Origin of the sequence: Psychrobacter piscatorii (assembly GCF_043641605.1) — a bacterium.
Lineage (GTDB): Bacteria > Pseudomonadota > Gammaproteobacteria > Pseudomonadales > Moraxellaceae > Psychrobacter > Psychrobacter piscatorii_C.
The window spans coordinates 114,761-131,222 of record NZ_JBHZRK010000005.1 but is presented as its reverse complement, the minus strand read 5'-3'; the positions used below and the strand labels follow the sequence as shown (position 1 = coordinate 131,222).

10 protein-coding genes are annotated in these 16,462 nt (G+C 44.4%); 7 read left to right on the top strand and 3 right to left on the bottom strand.

What is annotated here, in order from left to right; genetic code table 11:
* Positions 1 to 58: 58 nt before the first annotated feature.
* Positions 59 to 1,477 (bottom strand): 3-isopropylmalate dehydratase large subunit, encoded by a 1,419-nt coding sequence (leuC, locus tag ACHUET_RS06590; protein WP_186474764.1) that lies wholly within the window; start codon positions 1,475 to 1,477, stop codon positions 59 to 61.
* 473 nt (positions 1,478 to 1,950) lie between these two features.
* On the opposite strand from leuC, the gene ACHUET_RS06585 reads away from it, so the two are divergent.
* From ACHUET_RS06585 to ACHUET_RS06555, 7 genes are all read left to right on the top strand, one after another.
* Positions 1,951 to 2,823: a LysR family transcriptional regulator gene (locus ACHUET_RS06585; RefSeq protein ID WP_058023799.1), complete on the top strand. Its 873-nt coding sequence runs from the start codon at positions 1,951 to 1,953 to the stop codon at positions 2,821 to 2,823.
* A 475-nt stretch (positions 2,824 to 3,298) separates the two neighbouring features.
* A complete protein-coding gene (gene putP / locus ACHUET_RS06580; RefSeq protein ID WP_394211603.1) occupies positions 3,299 to 4,798 on the top strand; it encodes a sodium/proline symporter PutP in 1,500 nt (499 codons plus the stop codon).
* A gap of 187 nt (positions 4,799 to 4,985) precedes the next feature.
* Positions 4,986 to 6,458 carry a gamma-mobile-trio recombinase GmtY gene (gmtY, locus tag ACHUET_RS06575; RefSeq protein ID WP_192992284.1) on the top strand — a complete coding sequence of 491 codons (1,473 nt, stop codon included), beginning with the start codon at positions 4,986 to 4,988 and terminating at the stop codon, positions 6,456 to 6,458.
* Complete coding sequence (gene gmtZ, locus ACHUET_RS06570) at positions 6,455 to 9,082, top strand: gamma-mobile-trio integrase GmtZ (RefSeq protein WP_394211602.1); 2,628 nt, start codon at positions 6,455 to 6,457, stop codon at positions 9,080 to 9,082. The genes gmtY and gmtZ overlap by 4 nt, the downstream gene beginning before the upstream one ends.
* A complete protein-coding gene (gene gmtX / locus ACHUET_RS06565) occupies positions 9,072 to 9,740 on the top strand; it encodes a gamma-mobile-trio protein GmtX (RefSeq protein ID WP_394211600.1) in 669 nt (222 codons plus the stop codon). The genes gmtZ and gmtX overlap by 11 nt, the downstream gene beginning before the upstream one ends.
* A complete protein-coding gene (locus ACHUET_RS06560) occupies positions 9,733 to 10,149 on the top strand; it encodes a DUF6262 family protein (RefSeq protein ID WP_192992287.1) in 417 nt (138 codons plus the stop codon). Before gmtX ends, ACHUET_RS06560 begins: the two co-directional genes overlap by 8 nt.
* The gene (locus ACHUET_RS06555) at positions 10,146 to 12,335 is read left to right on the top strand and encodes an ATP-dependent DNA helicase (RefSeq protein ID WP_192992288.1); all 2,190 of its coding nucleotides are present in this window, start codon (positions 10,146 to 10,148) and stop codon (positions 12,333 to 12,335) included. The genes ACHUET_RS06560 and ACHUET_RS06555 overlap by 4 nt, the downstream gene beginning before the upstream one ends.
* Positions 12,336 to 13,060: 725 nt before the next feature.
* Here ACHUET_RS06555 and ACHUET_RS06550 read toward each other — a convergent pair.
* Positions 13,061 to 14,497, bottom strand: a complete 1,437-nt coding sequence (locus ACHUET_RS06550; protein ID WP_394211597.1) for an OmpP1/FadL family transporter — start codon at positions 14,495 to 14,497, stop codon at positions 13,061 to 13,063.
* A gap of 374 nt (positions 14,498 to 14,871) precedes the next feature.
* Positions 14,872 to 16,371 carry an OmpP1/FadL family transporter gene (locus ACHUET_RS06545; protein ID WP_394211596.1) on the bottom strand — a complete coding sequence of 500 codons (1,500 nt, stop codon included), beginning with the start codon at positions 16,369 to 16,371 and terminating at the stop codon, positions 14,872 to 14,874.
* Positions 16,372 to 16,462: the final 91 nt, after the last annotated feature.

Below are 16,462 nucleotides of genomic sequence, written 5' to 3'. Positions count from 1 at the left end.
ACCATGCTCATATATTTATCGTTGATATAAGCATGATGTCAGCTACTTATTATCAGTCTTAAAACGTACGAACGTCTACAAAATGACCTGCCAACGCTGCTGCAGCTGCCATCGCTGGACTGACCAAATGCGTACGACCACCATTACCCTGACGACCTTCAAAGTTACGGTTAGAGGTCGATGCACAATGCTCTTGCGGCTCAAGTTTGTCAGCATTCATGGCAAGACACATAGAACAACCCGGCTCGCGCCATTCAAAACCCGCTTCGGTAAACAAAGCATCTAAGCCTTCAGCCTCTGCTTGTAGTTTTACTTGTCCAGAACCTGCAACAACGATGGCTTCTTTGATATTATCAGCCACTTTGCGACCTTTGATAACTGCTGCAGCGTCCCGCAAATCTTCGATGCGTGAGTTGGTACATGAACCAATGAATATACGATCAAGCTGAATGTCCGTGATTTTCTGACCAGCTTCTAAGCCCATATAGGTATAAGCGCGTAACCAACCCTCTTCTTGCGCTTCATCAATGGCTTGGTCAGGTGTTGGTACCGATTGCGTGATATCAACGACCATCTCAGGCGAGGTGCCCCAAGATACTTGCGGTGCTATTTGGCTACCATCGATCTCAACCACTGTATCAAATACTGCGTCATCATCTGAATACAATGTACGCCAGTAGGCTTCAGCTTGTGGCCACTGTGACTCGTTTGGCGCGTACGGACGACCTTTGACATAATCTATCGTCGTATCATCAACAGCCACCATACCTACGCGAGCACCAGCCTCAATTGCCATGTTACAGACGGTCATACGACCTTCCATACTCATGTCTTCAAACACTTGACCTGCAAACTCAATCGCATGTCCTGTGCCACCTGCCGTACCAATTTTTGCAATAATAGCCAGCACGACGTCTTTTGAGGTCACGCCCGCACCAAGTTGACCAGTGACGCGGATTTGCATGTTTTTTGATTTCTTTTGAATCAAGCACTGCGTTGCCAATACATGCTCAACTTCAGAAGTGCCGATACCATGTGCTAAGCAACCAAGTGCACCATGTGTCGCTGTGTGCGAATCACCGCAAACAACGGTCATGCCTGGCAATACAAGACCTTGCTCAGGACCAACGACATGCAAAATGCCTTGACGCGCATCGTTGATTGTAAATTCTGCGATATCAAATTTGGTGCAGTTCTCGTCCAAAGTGACAACCTGAAGACGTGATACTTTGTCTTTAATACCAGGGACACCTGCTGAGCGCTCTTTGGTGACTGTTGGCACATTATGGTCAGGACTGGCGATATTAGCAGACAGACGCCATGGTGCTCTATTGGCAAGCTCCAATCCTTCAAACGCTTGTGGGCTCGTCACTTCATGCAATAGATGGCGATCGATGTAAATTAAGCTCGAACCGTCGTCACGCTTAGTGACTTCGTGAGCATTCCAAAGTTTGTCATATAAAGTTTGACCGGCCATGATGCTATCCTTTATTAATTACTACTGACTTGATTTTCGCTTGCTCACCTGTTGGTAAGCTAAGGTTCTGTTTGTTCAATTAACGATTAGATTTATCTGTAATGTTGTATTCAACTGCATGATAGCTCTTTATTATTTGTGTAAGAGCATCACTTTGCAATAATTTCTACCTAATCAATGATATTGAAATATATATTCTGTAATTGCTATATTTTGTGTAGTATAAATATTATTCATTAATAATTTTAGATTTGTGACTGTAATTAGTGCCTAAAACACGCTTTAGGCTGCAAATAATGAACTTAAAAGAATAAATATGTGACAATACGCCTTGATGTCTTGTGATTATAGCAGGCAAATCCTATAATAATAATTGATGATTTTTAACCAGATGCAAACTTTTATTTCTAATACGTTATAATTGGCTCAGCCCACTTTTATTTATAGCTCACAAAGTAGCTAAGGAAATCCGTTTGAACACCACAAACTTGACGACATTCGTTACCGTTATGCACACTGGCAGTATTTCAGGTGCCGCAGAAAAGCTGTTCATCACTCAGCCTGCCGTCAGTAAGCGCATCAAAAACTTAGAAGATGAGTTTAACATTACTTTATTTGATACTGTAGGCCGCGGGATTGTACCCACGCAGGCGGCCAGTGAGATGCTGCCACATGCAAAACGTTGGTTGGAAGATTATGAGAACTTCAAGATTAACTTGCAGCATTCTCAGCATATCGTCTCTGGCAAGCTCGTGATTGGCACAAGCCATCATATCGGTTTGCATCATCTAGCACCCGTGCTTAAGCATTTTATTCAGACTTATCCCGCTGTTCAGTTAGAAGTGCATTTTGTCGATTCAGAAAAAGCACATAAAGCCGTATTAGATGGTGATTTATCGTTAGCATTTGTCACGCTACCTCCTGTATACGATAAACGCCTGACCTATCACACGCTTTGGTCAGATCCACTTTATTTTATGACGGGTACTTTGTCACCTTTGGCAACCAAATCTAATGTCACTTTAGAGCAGTTAGCACGCTATCCTGCTATTTTACCTTCTGCTAATACCTTTACCAGTCAGATTACTTTGGCTGAGTTTGCCAAACATAACCTAAAACCTTATGCCACGATGAGTACCAATCCGCTTGAATCCATTAGGATGCTGGTTTCTGTTGGACTGGGTTGGTCAGTACTTCCGCAAACTATGGTCAGTCAAGACTTGGAACGTATCGATATGGCCGACAACATTGAATTACAACGTTATTTAGGTGTGGTTATCAATCCAAAGCTAACACAATCTAGTAGCGTAACTGCACTACTAGATTTACTGGCGCCTATTGAATAAAAACATCCTAATATAACAATTTAGGTATTTAAGCTATTCGCATTTGTGACTCTCATACGTTATAATATGCTTGACGTTGTTTTAATAACAAAAATTTACCACAAGGACACTGATAGTCATATATTGAATACTTCTAGTAAGATATGATGGTTAACAGTAGGTTTAATGGTTTCACTGATTGGTTATGTAGGTTGCTAATACTCATATATAAATAGCAGATGCGAGCAATAACAGTATATAAGTGGAATGCGAGGTTCCCATTGTTCTCTATCTCTATATGAGTGCTAGCCATATAACGACATCAATCATATAAAACTACAGAAGATACTGAAAAAAGCCATTATGTCTTAATTAATGGCTTTTTTTGTCTTTAAATATTTTTTGAGACATCTTGTTTGAGGCATCGTCTTGTAGAACAGAACTTTTATAGTTAAAAAATAATTAAAGCCAACGATGTTGGTTAAGGATAACTTATATGAACGGAGTTTCTAGTGGCGTGCTTATATCACTTGGCGCCTATTTTTTAGTGATGATTGGGATTGGTGTTTACGCTTATTTTAAGCAAGCCAATGATACCGAGGGTTATCTTTTAGGAGGACGTAATCTAGGTCCAGCAGTTACTGCACTTTCAGCAGGCGCATCGGACATGTCAGGTTGGTTGCTACTCGGACTACCAGGCTATATGTATGCAGATGGTGTGGTGAGTATTTGGATCGCACTTGGTTTGACCCTTGGTGCCTTCTTAAACTATATCATCGTAGCACCGCGTCTTCGTGTTTATACTGAAGTCGCTGATAACGCTATTACTTTACCTGACTATTTTGCCAACCGCTTTGAAGATAAATCGCATATGCTGCGTGTAATCTCTGCTTTGGTTATCATTTTATTCTTTACTGTCTACACAGCAGCAAGTCTCGTAGGCGGTGGTAAGCTTTTTGAAAGCTCACTTAATCTATCTTACACCACGGGGCTTTGGGTGACTGCTGGCGTCGTTGTCGGTTACACACTATTCGGTGGTTTCTTAGCAGTATCGATGACTGACTTTGTTCAGGGTATCATCATGCTGTTTGCGATGGTCATTGTACCTGTCGTTGCCTTTACGGATCTTGGCGGTGTTTCAGCCACGACTGAAGCTGTTAGAAACATTGATCCAAGCCTATTAAATATTACTAGTGGTATGAGTGTCATCGGTATCATTTCGCTTATGGCATGGGGTTTAGGATATTTTGGTCAGCCACATATTATTGTACGTTTTATGGCAATCCGCTCAGTCAAAGATGTGCCTACTGCACGTAATATCGGTATGAGTTGGATGATTGTCAGTCTTATTGGTGCGCTAATGACTGGTTTTGCTGGTCGTGCTTATGTACAAAAGACGGCTATGACGTTAGACGATCCTGAGACTATCTTCTTAGTATTCACTCAGTTCTTATTCCACCCGTTGGTTTCAGGTTTCCTATTAGCGGCGATTTTAGCAGCCATCATGAGTACCATCTCATCGCAGCTATTGGTAGTATCAAGCTCACTAACCAAAGACGTTTACAAACTATTCTTTGACAGAGATGCACCAGAAGCTCGTCAAGTATTGGTTGGTCGTATTTCGGTTGTGGCTGTTGCTCTCGCTGCTATTATGCTAGCTGCTAATCCAGACAGCTCAGTTCTAGACTTGGTTTCTAACGCTTGGGCAGGATTCGGTGCAGCATTTGGTCCGTTGGTCATTTTCAGTCTCACATGGCGCGGCATGAACCGTAATGGTGCTGTAGCTGGTATGGTTGTTGGTGCATTGACCGTGATCTTATGGATTTATGGTCCATTCCAGATGAATGGTATGGCACTTAACAGCTGGTTGTTTGCTATCGTTCCAGGCTTTATCTTAAGTACTATCGCTATCTTTGCAGTAAGTATCATGACTGGTGGCCCAAGAGAATCAGTATCTGCTAAGTATAGAGAGATGGAATTGAATCTAAACAAATAAGTTTAGACAGTAACTTTACCTTATCACTATAAAAAAACCTCGCCACTAATGTTCGTATAGTACCTAAAAGTGTGTAATTCTGATAATAACCTCCTTTACGGGGGTTATTTTTTGCTTGATTTTTATAAAGGTAAATACTATAATTTATGTAATTTATGTAATTTATGTAATTTATGTAGGAATGGAAATGATAGCAACGAAAGTTATTGCAAAGATTGTGCAGGACAATAGCGGTGTAGCAACCGAGATTCCTGTCATCCTGACTGATGAAGGCGTTCTCGAATCAGTGACTGACTACGTACTGAGTTTACACCTGAGCGGCACATCAATTTCTACAATCGATAAACACATCCAATCGATTATCCTGCTGATCGAATTCTTGGAGGCGAATAAGTCGATGTTCGCTGATCCAGAGGAAACGTTTTCTGTGTTCGTTAGGCGGCTGTATAGCGGGACTGTGAATGAAAACGGGCTTGATCCCTCAGGCTTGTATTGGATTCCTGCTTCCATAGGTACCGTGTCTCGGCATATCGGCCACTTAACAAATTTCACAAACTGGATGGCTGATAAAGGCCAAGGGCAGCAGGTTAATTCGCTTCGTACTGCCTCTCGCCATGAGGAGAGAATCCAGTACGCCGCTTGGTTTAGACGGAATCAAGACGACTTTCTAGGCCACATCAAAGACAAATCGATCAACACAACGGTTAAACGCGCTCGAAGCATCAAGGGTCGCACACCTCTCGCCAAAACTGAGGATGATGCCATTGCATTTCCAGCAGCAAAGTGGGAAGCGTTATTCCTGCAAGGGTTCGGTGGAGCGAAAGATATTCGTGTAGCACTGCGAGATAAATTGATAGCGTTGCTTATGCATGGAGCAGGTTTCAGGCGCAGCGAGGCATTGTTGCTTTGGGTGACAGACGTATTTGAAGACCCTAATGATCCCGATAAAGCTATCGTCCGAATTTATAATGAGACTGAGGGTAAAGCCCCTAATGAATGGAAGCCTCGTAAGGGGTCTGCAACTCGCAAAGCCTACCTAAAAGAGCGTTACGCACGCGCACCTCGCGAAAATCTGCAAGGCACTCAGCATTTAGGTTGGAAGTCGAGGGTGGTTGATCATAAAGATGGCTATCTAGAGGCGTATTTTTTTCCACAAGATTACGCCAAGGTATTCATGGCCTTGTGGCAGCAGTACCTTGTCTACAGGGCCGCTATTCCCTGTCACCATGACTATGCATTTATCAGTTTCGATTCGCGTTACTTGGGCAACCCCTACACTTTCAACGCTTTTAATAGAAGCTATGCTGCCGCACTTAAACGGATAGATCTTGAGCCAAACAAAGCCGAGGGGCTAGCTCCCCATGGGCATCGTCACAATTACGGACGCAGACTTCAGACAGCAGGTATCGATCCGCTCTTTATGAAGAAATGCATGCACCATAAAAGTCTTGAATCACAGGTTGTTTATACACTGCCCTCAAGCACTCAGGTATCGCAAGCGCTCTCTAAGGCATCACAGCAATTACAAATCGGCTCCGATGCTTCGACATCAAGCGCCGCGTTTGACTGGAAGACCCTCGCAGAACACGGGTTCGAGGATATCGATCCTGATGGTTATTTCACAGGTAAGAACCCGAAATTAAGTAAGCACTGGTCATGACTAAGAAGTTCAACGGTAAAGGCTACACAAACGACATGACGCTGAGCTGGATCATCAGAGAGCTAGGAGATGACTGGCTTCAGTGGCAGCAGTATGCGGCTGAATGGCTCGCTGCTGAAAACTCTGGTATTGGTAAAAAATTAGAGGGAATTAGGCATTTCATAGTCTATCTTAGTGAGAAAGTGACGTATGCCAAAGACGTCGTACTCCTGTTTGAAGGTCACTCTAGTGGCCACATCGTTTCAAGTGAGGAGTTTAATGCCTACCTCATTGAAAAAGGCAGCAGCGCGAACAACTCTAAGTACACTGCCTATGTAGTTAATCTGTGCGACTTCATTCTCACTCACCACCTTTGGGAGGAGGATGATAATGGCAAAAAGGTCGCTCTGTTCAGCAATCCCTTTGAAAAGATTAAGACTGTAACGTCAAACACCGAAACGGTTCATAGTCCCTTGCCTTACCGCTACATCCAACAACTACGGCAGATACTTTGCCCTTATCCAGCCAATATTTCATACGACAAAAAGCCGTGGAAAGGCCAGAACTTCTCTGACTGGCACTGGGCAATTGACCACCTTCAGAGTGGTGATTTGGCATGGATGGAAGTCGATCCAGCCGTCATTGATACAGCCGATCCAGACTGTATTTCGCGTACCCGCGAGGTGAGTCGAAACAAAAAACAAGTGACCATTCACGAGATCTGGTCGCCTGTGATGGTGATGTTTCTGTTCACCAAACTTCACTTGCCGTTGCGTTCATTCCAAGTACGATTCTTGGACTCTGGCGAGGGGGATACGTGGCGATATGAGCAGGGTCAGTGGATTGAAAACACCAAACACGCGTTCAAATATGGTTCGACCAAGCGCCCCTATCAAAAGGGTGTGTTTAAGCGCATTTTCGACTCGATGAGTGAGTCCTATTCAACAGGTTTATATATCTCAACCAACAAAACCGCCGATCAAAACAAAGATGAGGTACAACGCGGCTATACCATTCCTTGGGAGCATGAAGAGCTGCTCTACTGGTTAGAGAAACTGCGCAATTGGCAAGAGAAGTACAACCCTATTGACTGCCTGACGGAGGGAACAGAGCTGAAAACTGTCCACACAGGTGCTACAAAATCCCAAAAGCAGCTTCAGGATATAGGTGAGTTCGCCTTTCTGTTCAGGGCACGTAATTCGCGCTACTGCATAAGTAAAAGGGATATATCAAATCCATGGTATCGACTCCTCTCTCAGCTAGAAGAATATGTTTTTGCTAGCGGTCAAACGCTATCAAACGGTGACCGTCTTCGCTTTGTTCAAGACTATGGCGATGATTATAAGAGACATGAAGCCACTAAAGCTGCGACAGAATACCCATTACACAGCCTGCGTGTGTCCTTGATTACCTGCTACACCATGGATACCAATCTGCCACTACCTGTCATCTCTAAATTGCTCGCAGGCCATACGCGCTTGTTGATGACTATCTACTACAACAAGATAACACCCTCTGTAATGGCTCAGAAGATGAAAGAGGCCGACACGTCCTTGGTGGAGAAAGAACCCGATGGGTTGCGCAATTTTCTAGCTGATGCCGAGATGAATCAAATCAAGCTCCGAACGGCTTTCCATTCCGATCAGCACAATTCGGTTGAAGCAGCATTGGCGAATCGCAACCCCATCGGCTGGGAAGAGAGAGCAACAGGCTTGTGCCTTGTGGGCGGCAATTCTGTTCGCTCCGACGAGGTATCTACAGTGGGTGGGTGCTGGAATGGTGGGCCAATGATTAAGGGTTCCAACAACGGGGAACAGAGAGTTTATGGCGCGGTTCCAAACGGCCCTGAAAACTGTATCCGCTGTCGCTGGCATATTACGGATGCGAGTTACTTACCTGCACTCAATTCACGCTTTAATCAGTTAAGTTACAAGGCGCACCAAGCCGCAGAATTGGCCGTTGAGATAGAGTGTCAATTAGAAGCGCTAAAGGATGAGTTGTATCTCACAGAAGAGGCAGACCAGCCATTTCTAGAGCATAGCGAGTTGCAAGCGTTAGAGCGCCGTTATGAGAAACAACGCGTCTTAGCCGATGAGTTTGCCAAGGATTATATCGCTACATTCAACCTCATCAATCGCATCATAGAGATCGAGAAACAACGTGAAGATGACGATGATTGTCAGAAGATCATTGCCGTTGGGAGTGCCGATGATCTAAACGTCAGCATGAAGTTCATCGAAACGGAATCCGAGCTGCTTCACCTGTCATTACTCTGCGAGGATGCAGAGTTCCATCCTGACATACACGATGACTTAAGAAAGACTCCAGCGATTGCCAAGCGCACCAATGCGTTAAGCCGCATGATGGCTCGCCAAGGTTATAAACCTGTTTTCCTAGAGATGGACGAAAACGCACAGCTTATCGCGGGTAACGCGCTGATGCGAAAGATGGCGCAGATCGCTAATCCAGATGACAAGTTAGAGGGCTACCGAATAGCTGCAAACTACATCGAAGCCCAAGAATATTTAATGGATGCTCGCCTTATCGAGGCCGGGTTTGATGAGCTGCAAAAGATCACACCGCTAACCCTCGCGGCAGGTGTATCAAAACGAATTTCGCTTGCAGAGGTGACTGATGACGATTGATATTGAGAGCGTTTTAGACACGTTAAAGGATGGACGAACGCCGAAAACTCAGCGGTCACTTGAGGGGCTGAACACGGTCTTAAAGGACTATTTTGATTCAGGAAGACGTGACTTCTCAATCACCACAATAGGCCGCATCTCTGAAGAGAAAGGGGGAGTCGGATACCAATCGATACGTGCTACCGCGAATAGGCATTACCGTGACTTGATTGAAGCTTGGGCAGCTAAAGCCCAAACAACAACCAAGAAGCCACCTTCTATTCCCGCTAAGAAATCTGGGCAAGATTATCAGCTATTGGAGCGCATTGATGATACAGCGGTACGCGCTTTGTTCGGTCAGATTATCCGTGAGCGTGATCGCTACAAAAGCGAGGCGAACATGCTGAAGAACCAAACCCAGATCATTATTGATAAGCGCCCTACGACCTTCACAGAATCGAATAGCGAAGCACGTGTAGAGCTACTGCCTTCCTTAAAAGGGGTCTGCTCTGACAATGAGATTAAAGCTCTGCGAACTGTCTGCTCTGATGAATGGCTAGAAAAATTCGACTTTAATGCTAACGATCTAGGGCAAGTAAAGGATGAATACGGCAACGAAATACTGCCACGCGGTTTCCTAACGGGCCTTAGAAAATTGCTCGGTGAAGTGGATGAGTAACGGCAAAGATAAAGGTCAAGAGAACCTCCTCGCTGTGAAGCAGTGGATTGCCGATCGAGATGCTTCGGGCGATTACGGTGAGTATGAGCGTCGAGGGATTGTGAATCGGTCAGCCCTGTTTGCTGAACTGAATATTTCACGCTCAAGCTTCGGGTCAAATGGTCAGATTCGCACCTTGATTGAAGAGGCAGACAAGCGATGGTTTGGTGAGAAAGAAGCTGACACGAAAGCGCATAAAGCAGCCCGTGAACGCTCCGAGAAAAAGGTGGCTAACACCAACGCAGAGATCAGTAAGCTTATGGATCAGATCGCTAAGCTCAAGGCAGAAAACGCTCAGCTCAAACGAGAGAATGAGAGGTACGCAGCCATGAGAGACGTATTGCTAGAAACGGGGTATCAGCCTCGATGATGCGGGTTCAGATCGCCAAGATTCGCAGATCGGGCGTTCGGACTGCTTGGGAGATCGCTGATGATGGATCGATTATCAGGCGCTTGCACACGCTCTGCCTAACGTTCCCTAAACGTTTTATTGATACAGCCGAAATTGGCACGGTCTGGAAGGTTGATGGTCAAATCAAAACGAGCACGTTTAAGGCAGGCGACCATGAGATTACCGAACGCTACCTGAAGGTTAAAAAAGCTGAGTTTCTTCGTCCCTCAGGTGAGCTGTTGGTGCGCTGGATCGCATCAAATATTGAAGGCGTTGGTGATGTTAAAGCCAGCAGGTTAGTACGTCAGTTTCCCGATCTGAATGAAAAAGTACGTAGCAAGGACGTAGAGGCGCTTTCAAGCGTTGCTGGCATATCAACCGACTCAGTACAGCTAATCATCAAAAAGTGGCCCTCAGAGGGCTTCTATGCGGCTTTAGAGTGGTTGCAGGAATCAAAGCTGCCACTTTCACTCGCGCAAAGTTTAGCTAGGGTCTACGAGAACCCTGTTAAAACCTTATCAGAAGACCCTCTCATTCTGACTGCATTTGGCGTGTCACTCAAAGACACTCTTAAACTGATTAAACGCACAAAGCTTAATGTCCCCACGAGTCGTATTCTGGCAGCTGTCGCTGAACAGGTTGCGGTTAAATACTGTTTTGAGACAGGTTCAACCGTGATTCCTGAACAGGAATTGCTGACCCTAGCGGATAGGATCTGTAGCACGAACAATTTTGAGTCTCAGGACACCGTTGAGGCAGCATTAAAGCATGGCTCTCTACTACCAGTTGATGGAGGTTTTCAGAGCCTTGGCGCTGCCATCCAAGAGCGCACTGTCGGGCGGTTTTTAACCAAGTGCAATGAGCGCTCGAAAGGTTCAGGGTCGCTACTCGCTGAATGGGAAAACGATCTGACAGATGAGCGCATTGAGGCGGCGCTTCAGTCGTTTGAAGGCTCGCTGCCTTTTCGTATGACTGCCGAACAACGTGAGGCTGTCATGGGGGCTGTTAAATCGCCAGTGGCGATCATTTCAGGAGGCGCAGGAACAGGCAAGACTACAATCCTCCTCGCCTTGCTTTCGATCTATGACCAGCTCTCCACTGGGATTGCTCAATACCAACTTGCTTTATCGGGTCGAGCCGCGCAACGCATGGCTGAAAGTACAGGTCGCGAGGCTCAAACCATTGCTAAATTCATTTCAGATCATCTCAGAGAGAAAAAGCCTCAAGTTGAAGATCATGTCTTGTTGGTCATTGATGAGGCATCAATGGTTGACCTTACATCAGCATACAAGATTGTTGGCCTGCTTCCGTACGCTACCAGAATCATAATGGTGGGTGATGTTTCACAGCTTCCACCTGTCGGTGGTGGCCTGATATTTCACGCGGCAATGGACAGTACCTTACCCGTATTTGAGCTAACACAGGTAAAGCGCCAAGGTGACCAGAGTGGTATTCATCAACTAGCGACCGCGATACGAAGTGGCCGCATAGACCGCAAGCTATTGAACAGTGCGTCGGGAGACACTAGGTACACACCTGAGTCCAGCTACGATGCGATATTGGATGAGTTCAAAAAGACGAGCAATCCTGCTGACTGCATCGTGCTAACGCCGACCCGCAAAGGGCCACTTGGCGTTAACGAGATCAACAAGCTCATCCAAGCTCAATTTGATGAATTTGAGCCACAAGAACTCCACTACAAAGACCCATTCATGGATTGGATTCCGTGGATCACGAGTAGCGGTACAAAGCTTAGGCTGGGCGACCGAATTATGGTGACTCGCAATGATTATGATGCCGATATTCGCAACGGTGATTTAGGCGAGATAACGGAGGTGTACGATAGCCCAAAGGATGGTGCCTACGGAGTCATGCAGATCGATGGTAAATTGGTCGATATTACTGATGATACTATCGACAGTATCGACCTCGGATATGCCATCACAATCCATAAGTCCCAAGGATCACAGTGGCCCAAATGCATTCTGATGCTGCCGAACTATGCGGGTAGAATGACCGACCAATCACTGCTCTACACGGCAGTTACACGGCCATCCGAAGAGCTTGTACTCATGGGTGACTCTAACCTCATTCGATCAGCCATCACCATCGGCAATTCTGCCTCCACGCGGATGAATAACCTTCTATCCTCGCTGCCACGCTGAAGCAGAGAAGGCGAAGCCTATTAGCGTACCCTCCAACTTTGCTATTGCAGCGGGGTTTCTTGCGCGATACCTCGACCACAGTCATCTATCGAAGTGATTGACCCAATCCCACTCAACCTTAAACTAGCACTGTGGAGATTCGCGCCCTCAGCGTTGGGGGCATGATGTTCTGCCCTCGCGCCCTGATTAACCGCTTTTATTTTTACACACAAAATTACATAGTGTGTAAAAATAAAAACACCCCAAAAACATAGTTTTTATGGGGTGTTCAGTCAGTCAGTCATAGAATTACACAGTTTTTACTATATTCTCCGATATGGGCGAGGTTTTTTATTGACAGCTATTAATTATGATCTAATTAGCTCCTATTGTAAGTAGGAAGGATGCTCTAACTTTCTATTATGAGTATTTACTCTTAATAGAATATCTATGTACTATTGCTAAATGCATCTGTCTAAACATGCCCCTACCTATATAGAAGCTAACTATCATATAGGTAGCGACAATGGATACATTGTTTACCATTTGATAAACTTGGAGATGGCTATCACACGTACAACAACGTAGAAGTAGTAAGTAAGTTATAGCTATTAGTTTACTCTCTATAAAACACTCTAAATATCTATTTATATCTAAGAGTTTCTATTTTATTCAGAATATTGGAACCAATAAAAAAGCGACCTGTCATAGGTCGCTTTTTATTATCTAACAGTTGTATAAGGATACTATTTCGCTTGATAAGAAAGTTTCAAACCAGCGATATAGCCATCATTGTCTTGGAAATCGCCCACAAGTTTGCCTGTTGGCAGCTGACCTTTAGCATCACCGAACCATAGGTATTTACCACCAGCAGATACAGCCCAATTTTCTGTAACGTTGTACTTAGCACCAAGACCGACACTGTAGTAGCCCTCGACAGGACCTAGTGACGTTGTTGGATCACCAGCACCACTATCCCAACCAACCGTACCACTGATCGCAAGTGCTGGCGCAACACGCTTAGCCAGACCTAGCTCTACTTGCCATTGGTCATCATCATACTCAACCAAATTTAATCCATCGTCACCATAGCGACCACTGCTCTTACTGACTGCGTTATACAATGGTGGCGTCAGTACGAAATCACTCCAAGGCACCCAACGTACTTTTGCCGTTGCTAGAGTTGTCGGATTGATACCTGTTTGGAAATCAAAATTGACAGATTTAGGGGTAGTAACTTCAATAGTACCACTTTGATTCGCTGGCAGAGCACCAGCACTCAGAATTGGTGCGGCAGGATACGACTCGAATGTTTTTGCATCATGGTCAATCTCAGAGCGATATGTTAGTGCAGCCTTAAGCGCAATTTCAGGCTTACTATAGGCAATACCGGCGATATAACCATAATCCGTATCAGGACCCATATGCGAGGTATAACCTGTAGCAGGTCCATATGCTGTACCACGCAATGCTGTATCAGCTTGAATACGCTGAGCGACTGGACCGCCGTAAACTTGAAAGTTTTTATTCTGACCAAACTTCATACCTAGAAGAGCAGTTACGCTTTCACTGCGCAATTCAACTTTAGTATTGTCACCAGCAGTATCAAACTCTGCTTGTGTAATTGCAACTGCTGGTGCTAGCGCTGTTAGAGCACCTTGTTGTTGCGGTGTTAATGTACCACCGTTTGCAAGTATGCCCTGAAGAGCATTAACTGTGCCTTGTGCTTGCGCAAAGCTATTGACACCAAGTGGTGAGTTTGGACCAATTGCCCCTCCAGAAATAGCAGTAATCGTAGCATCGCGATCATTTTGTGCTACAAAATTACTATCGCCAGTATATTCAGCAGAAGCACCAAAAGGCTCATCGTATAAAATACCGACACTAAAGGTATCGTTAATATCAGCTTTTACGCCATAGCGGAAAAAGTCATAAGACTCAGCAATATCACCTGTTTTTTCGCCACGTACATAGGTATTATTAGTCGGAACATCATTAGCACTATCATAGCCACTGACATCAGCGTCGATATAGGTATAAACGGCTTCTGCATATGTGCCATCTTGGAAAAAGGCCGTGACATCCTGACCTGAGCGATCAAGACCAGCAGCATTAGTCATGCTAGCAACAGAGAGAGTAGCAATTGCTACTGCAAGGGTTTTCAAGTGAAAGGTAGTGCGCATTGTATATCTCCAACGGTCCTTGTTGTATTATTACTTTAATAATCAATGAATAATATTGCTGCGCTTAACATTGAAGTTATCAAAGTCGTGTCCTAAGTTGAATACTAATGCCTTTTTGACACTAAAACAACATTTAAAGTGCTTTATTTCTCAATTATGACTGAACAGTACATATAAGATATAAATAAAACACTTTGGTTTACTTTTTATCTTTAGTGTGGTTTTACAATGGTGCTTATAGTTAGAAAGTAAATATTTTTTCACTTATGTTCTACTAAATATAATTTTTAGAAATACATCATAAAAAAAAGCGACCCTTAAAGGATCGCTTTTTAATATTAATGACAAATAGCGTCACATAATTGTTTTGTGATTTACTGAGCTTGGTAAGATAGCTTTACACCAAGTACAAAGCCATCGTTACTTTCGAAGTCACTAACAATCGTCTTAGTTGGGATTTGGCCTTCAGCATCACCGAACCATAAATATTTACCACCAGCAGACACTGCCCAGTTTTCGGTCACATTATATTTCGCACCAAGACCCAAGCTATAATAGCCTTCGATAGGGCCTAATGATGTCACTGGGTTACCAGCACCACTATCCCAACCGACAGTACCACTGACAGCAAGTGCTGGTGCTAGGCGCTTGGCCAGACCTAACTCTACTTGCCATTGGTCATCATCATAGCTGACTAAAGATAAACCTTTATCATCATTAGTTGCTTGCTTGCTCACTTCATTATAAAGTGGTGGAACGATTGCAAAATCACTCCATGGTACCCAGCGTACTTTTGCAGTGGCTAGGGTTGTAGGGTTAATACCAGTTTGGAAATCGAAGTTAACTGATTTAGGTGTCGTGATATCTAATGTATTACCTTGATTCGCTTTGCCACCTAGAGCTGCTACTACTGGATATGTTTCATCGATATTCGAGCTGTGATCAATCTCTGAGCGATAGGTTAAAGCAGCCTTCAAAGCGATTTCTGGTTTGCTATAAGATACACCAGCAATATAGCCGTAGTCTGTATCAGGACTAATGTGAGCTGTATAACCTGTAGCAGCACTATAAGCGCTACCACGAAGCTTTACATCAGCTTTGATACGCTGCGCGACAGGACCGCCATAAACTTGAAATTCTTTATTTTGTCCGAATTTAGCACCAAGAATACCTGTAACGCTCTCAGTACGGACTTCAACCTTGGTACCTTCATTGTTCGCAAGGCGACCATCTGCAAAGCTTTCTAATTGCTCAAGTTGATTTAACTGTGCCTGACCTGCTGCTAATTGCGTTTCACCAGCTGCGATACCTGCTAAACCAGCATCAATCTGTGGGCGCAATGCAGGCTCAAGTGCTGGGTTTTGGTTGACAGCTGCTTGGGCTTGTCTTACTTGCTCTCTAGCTGCATTTAAACGAGTTTCAGCAGCAGTTAGTTGGCCCTGAGTGCCATCAACTAGAGATCTCAATCCTTCTACATTAGTAACGCCTAACTCACCTAGACGTGATGCAATAATATTGTTAACAGCATCAGTTGGTGCGCCTACAAAATTATTGTTACCAGTATAGTCAGCGGCTGCGCCGAAAGGCTCATCATATAAGACACCAACACTAAACGTGTCGTTAATGTCTGTTTTTACGCCATAACGGAAAAAATCATAAGATTCTGCGATATCATCAATATTATTACCTGAAGTATCTTCACCCGTCACGTCCGCATCGATATAGGTATAGACAGCTTCAGCATAAGTGCCATCTTGTAGGAATGCGGTGATATCTTGACCTGAGCGATCAAGACCAGCAGCACTAGCGGCGCTAGCGACAGATAGAGCAGCAACAGCTACTGCAAGAGTTTTTAAGTGAAAGGTGTGGCGCATTTTACATCTCCAAACATCCGCATTGTTTTACTGTTTTACTTAATTTTCTTAAGTAAGCAGCATCCGAGGTGGAAGATAGTAAAGATTTTTA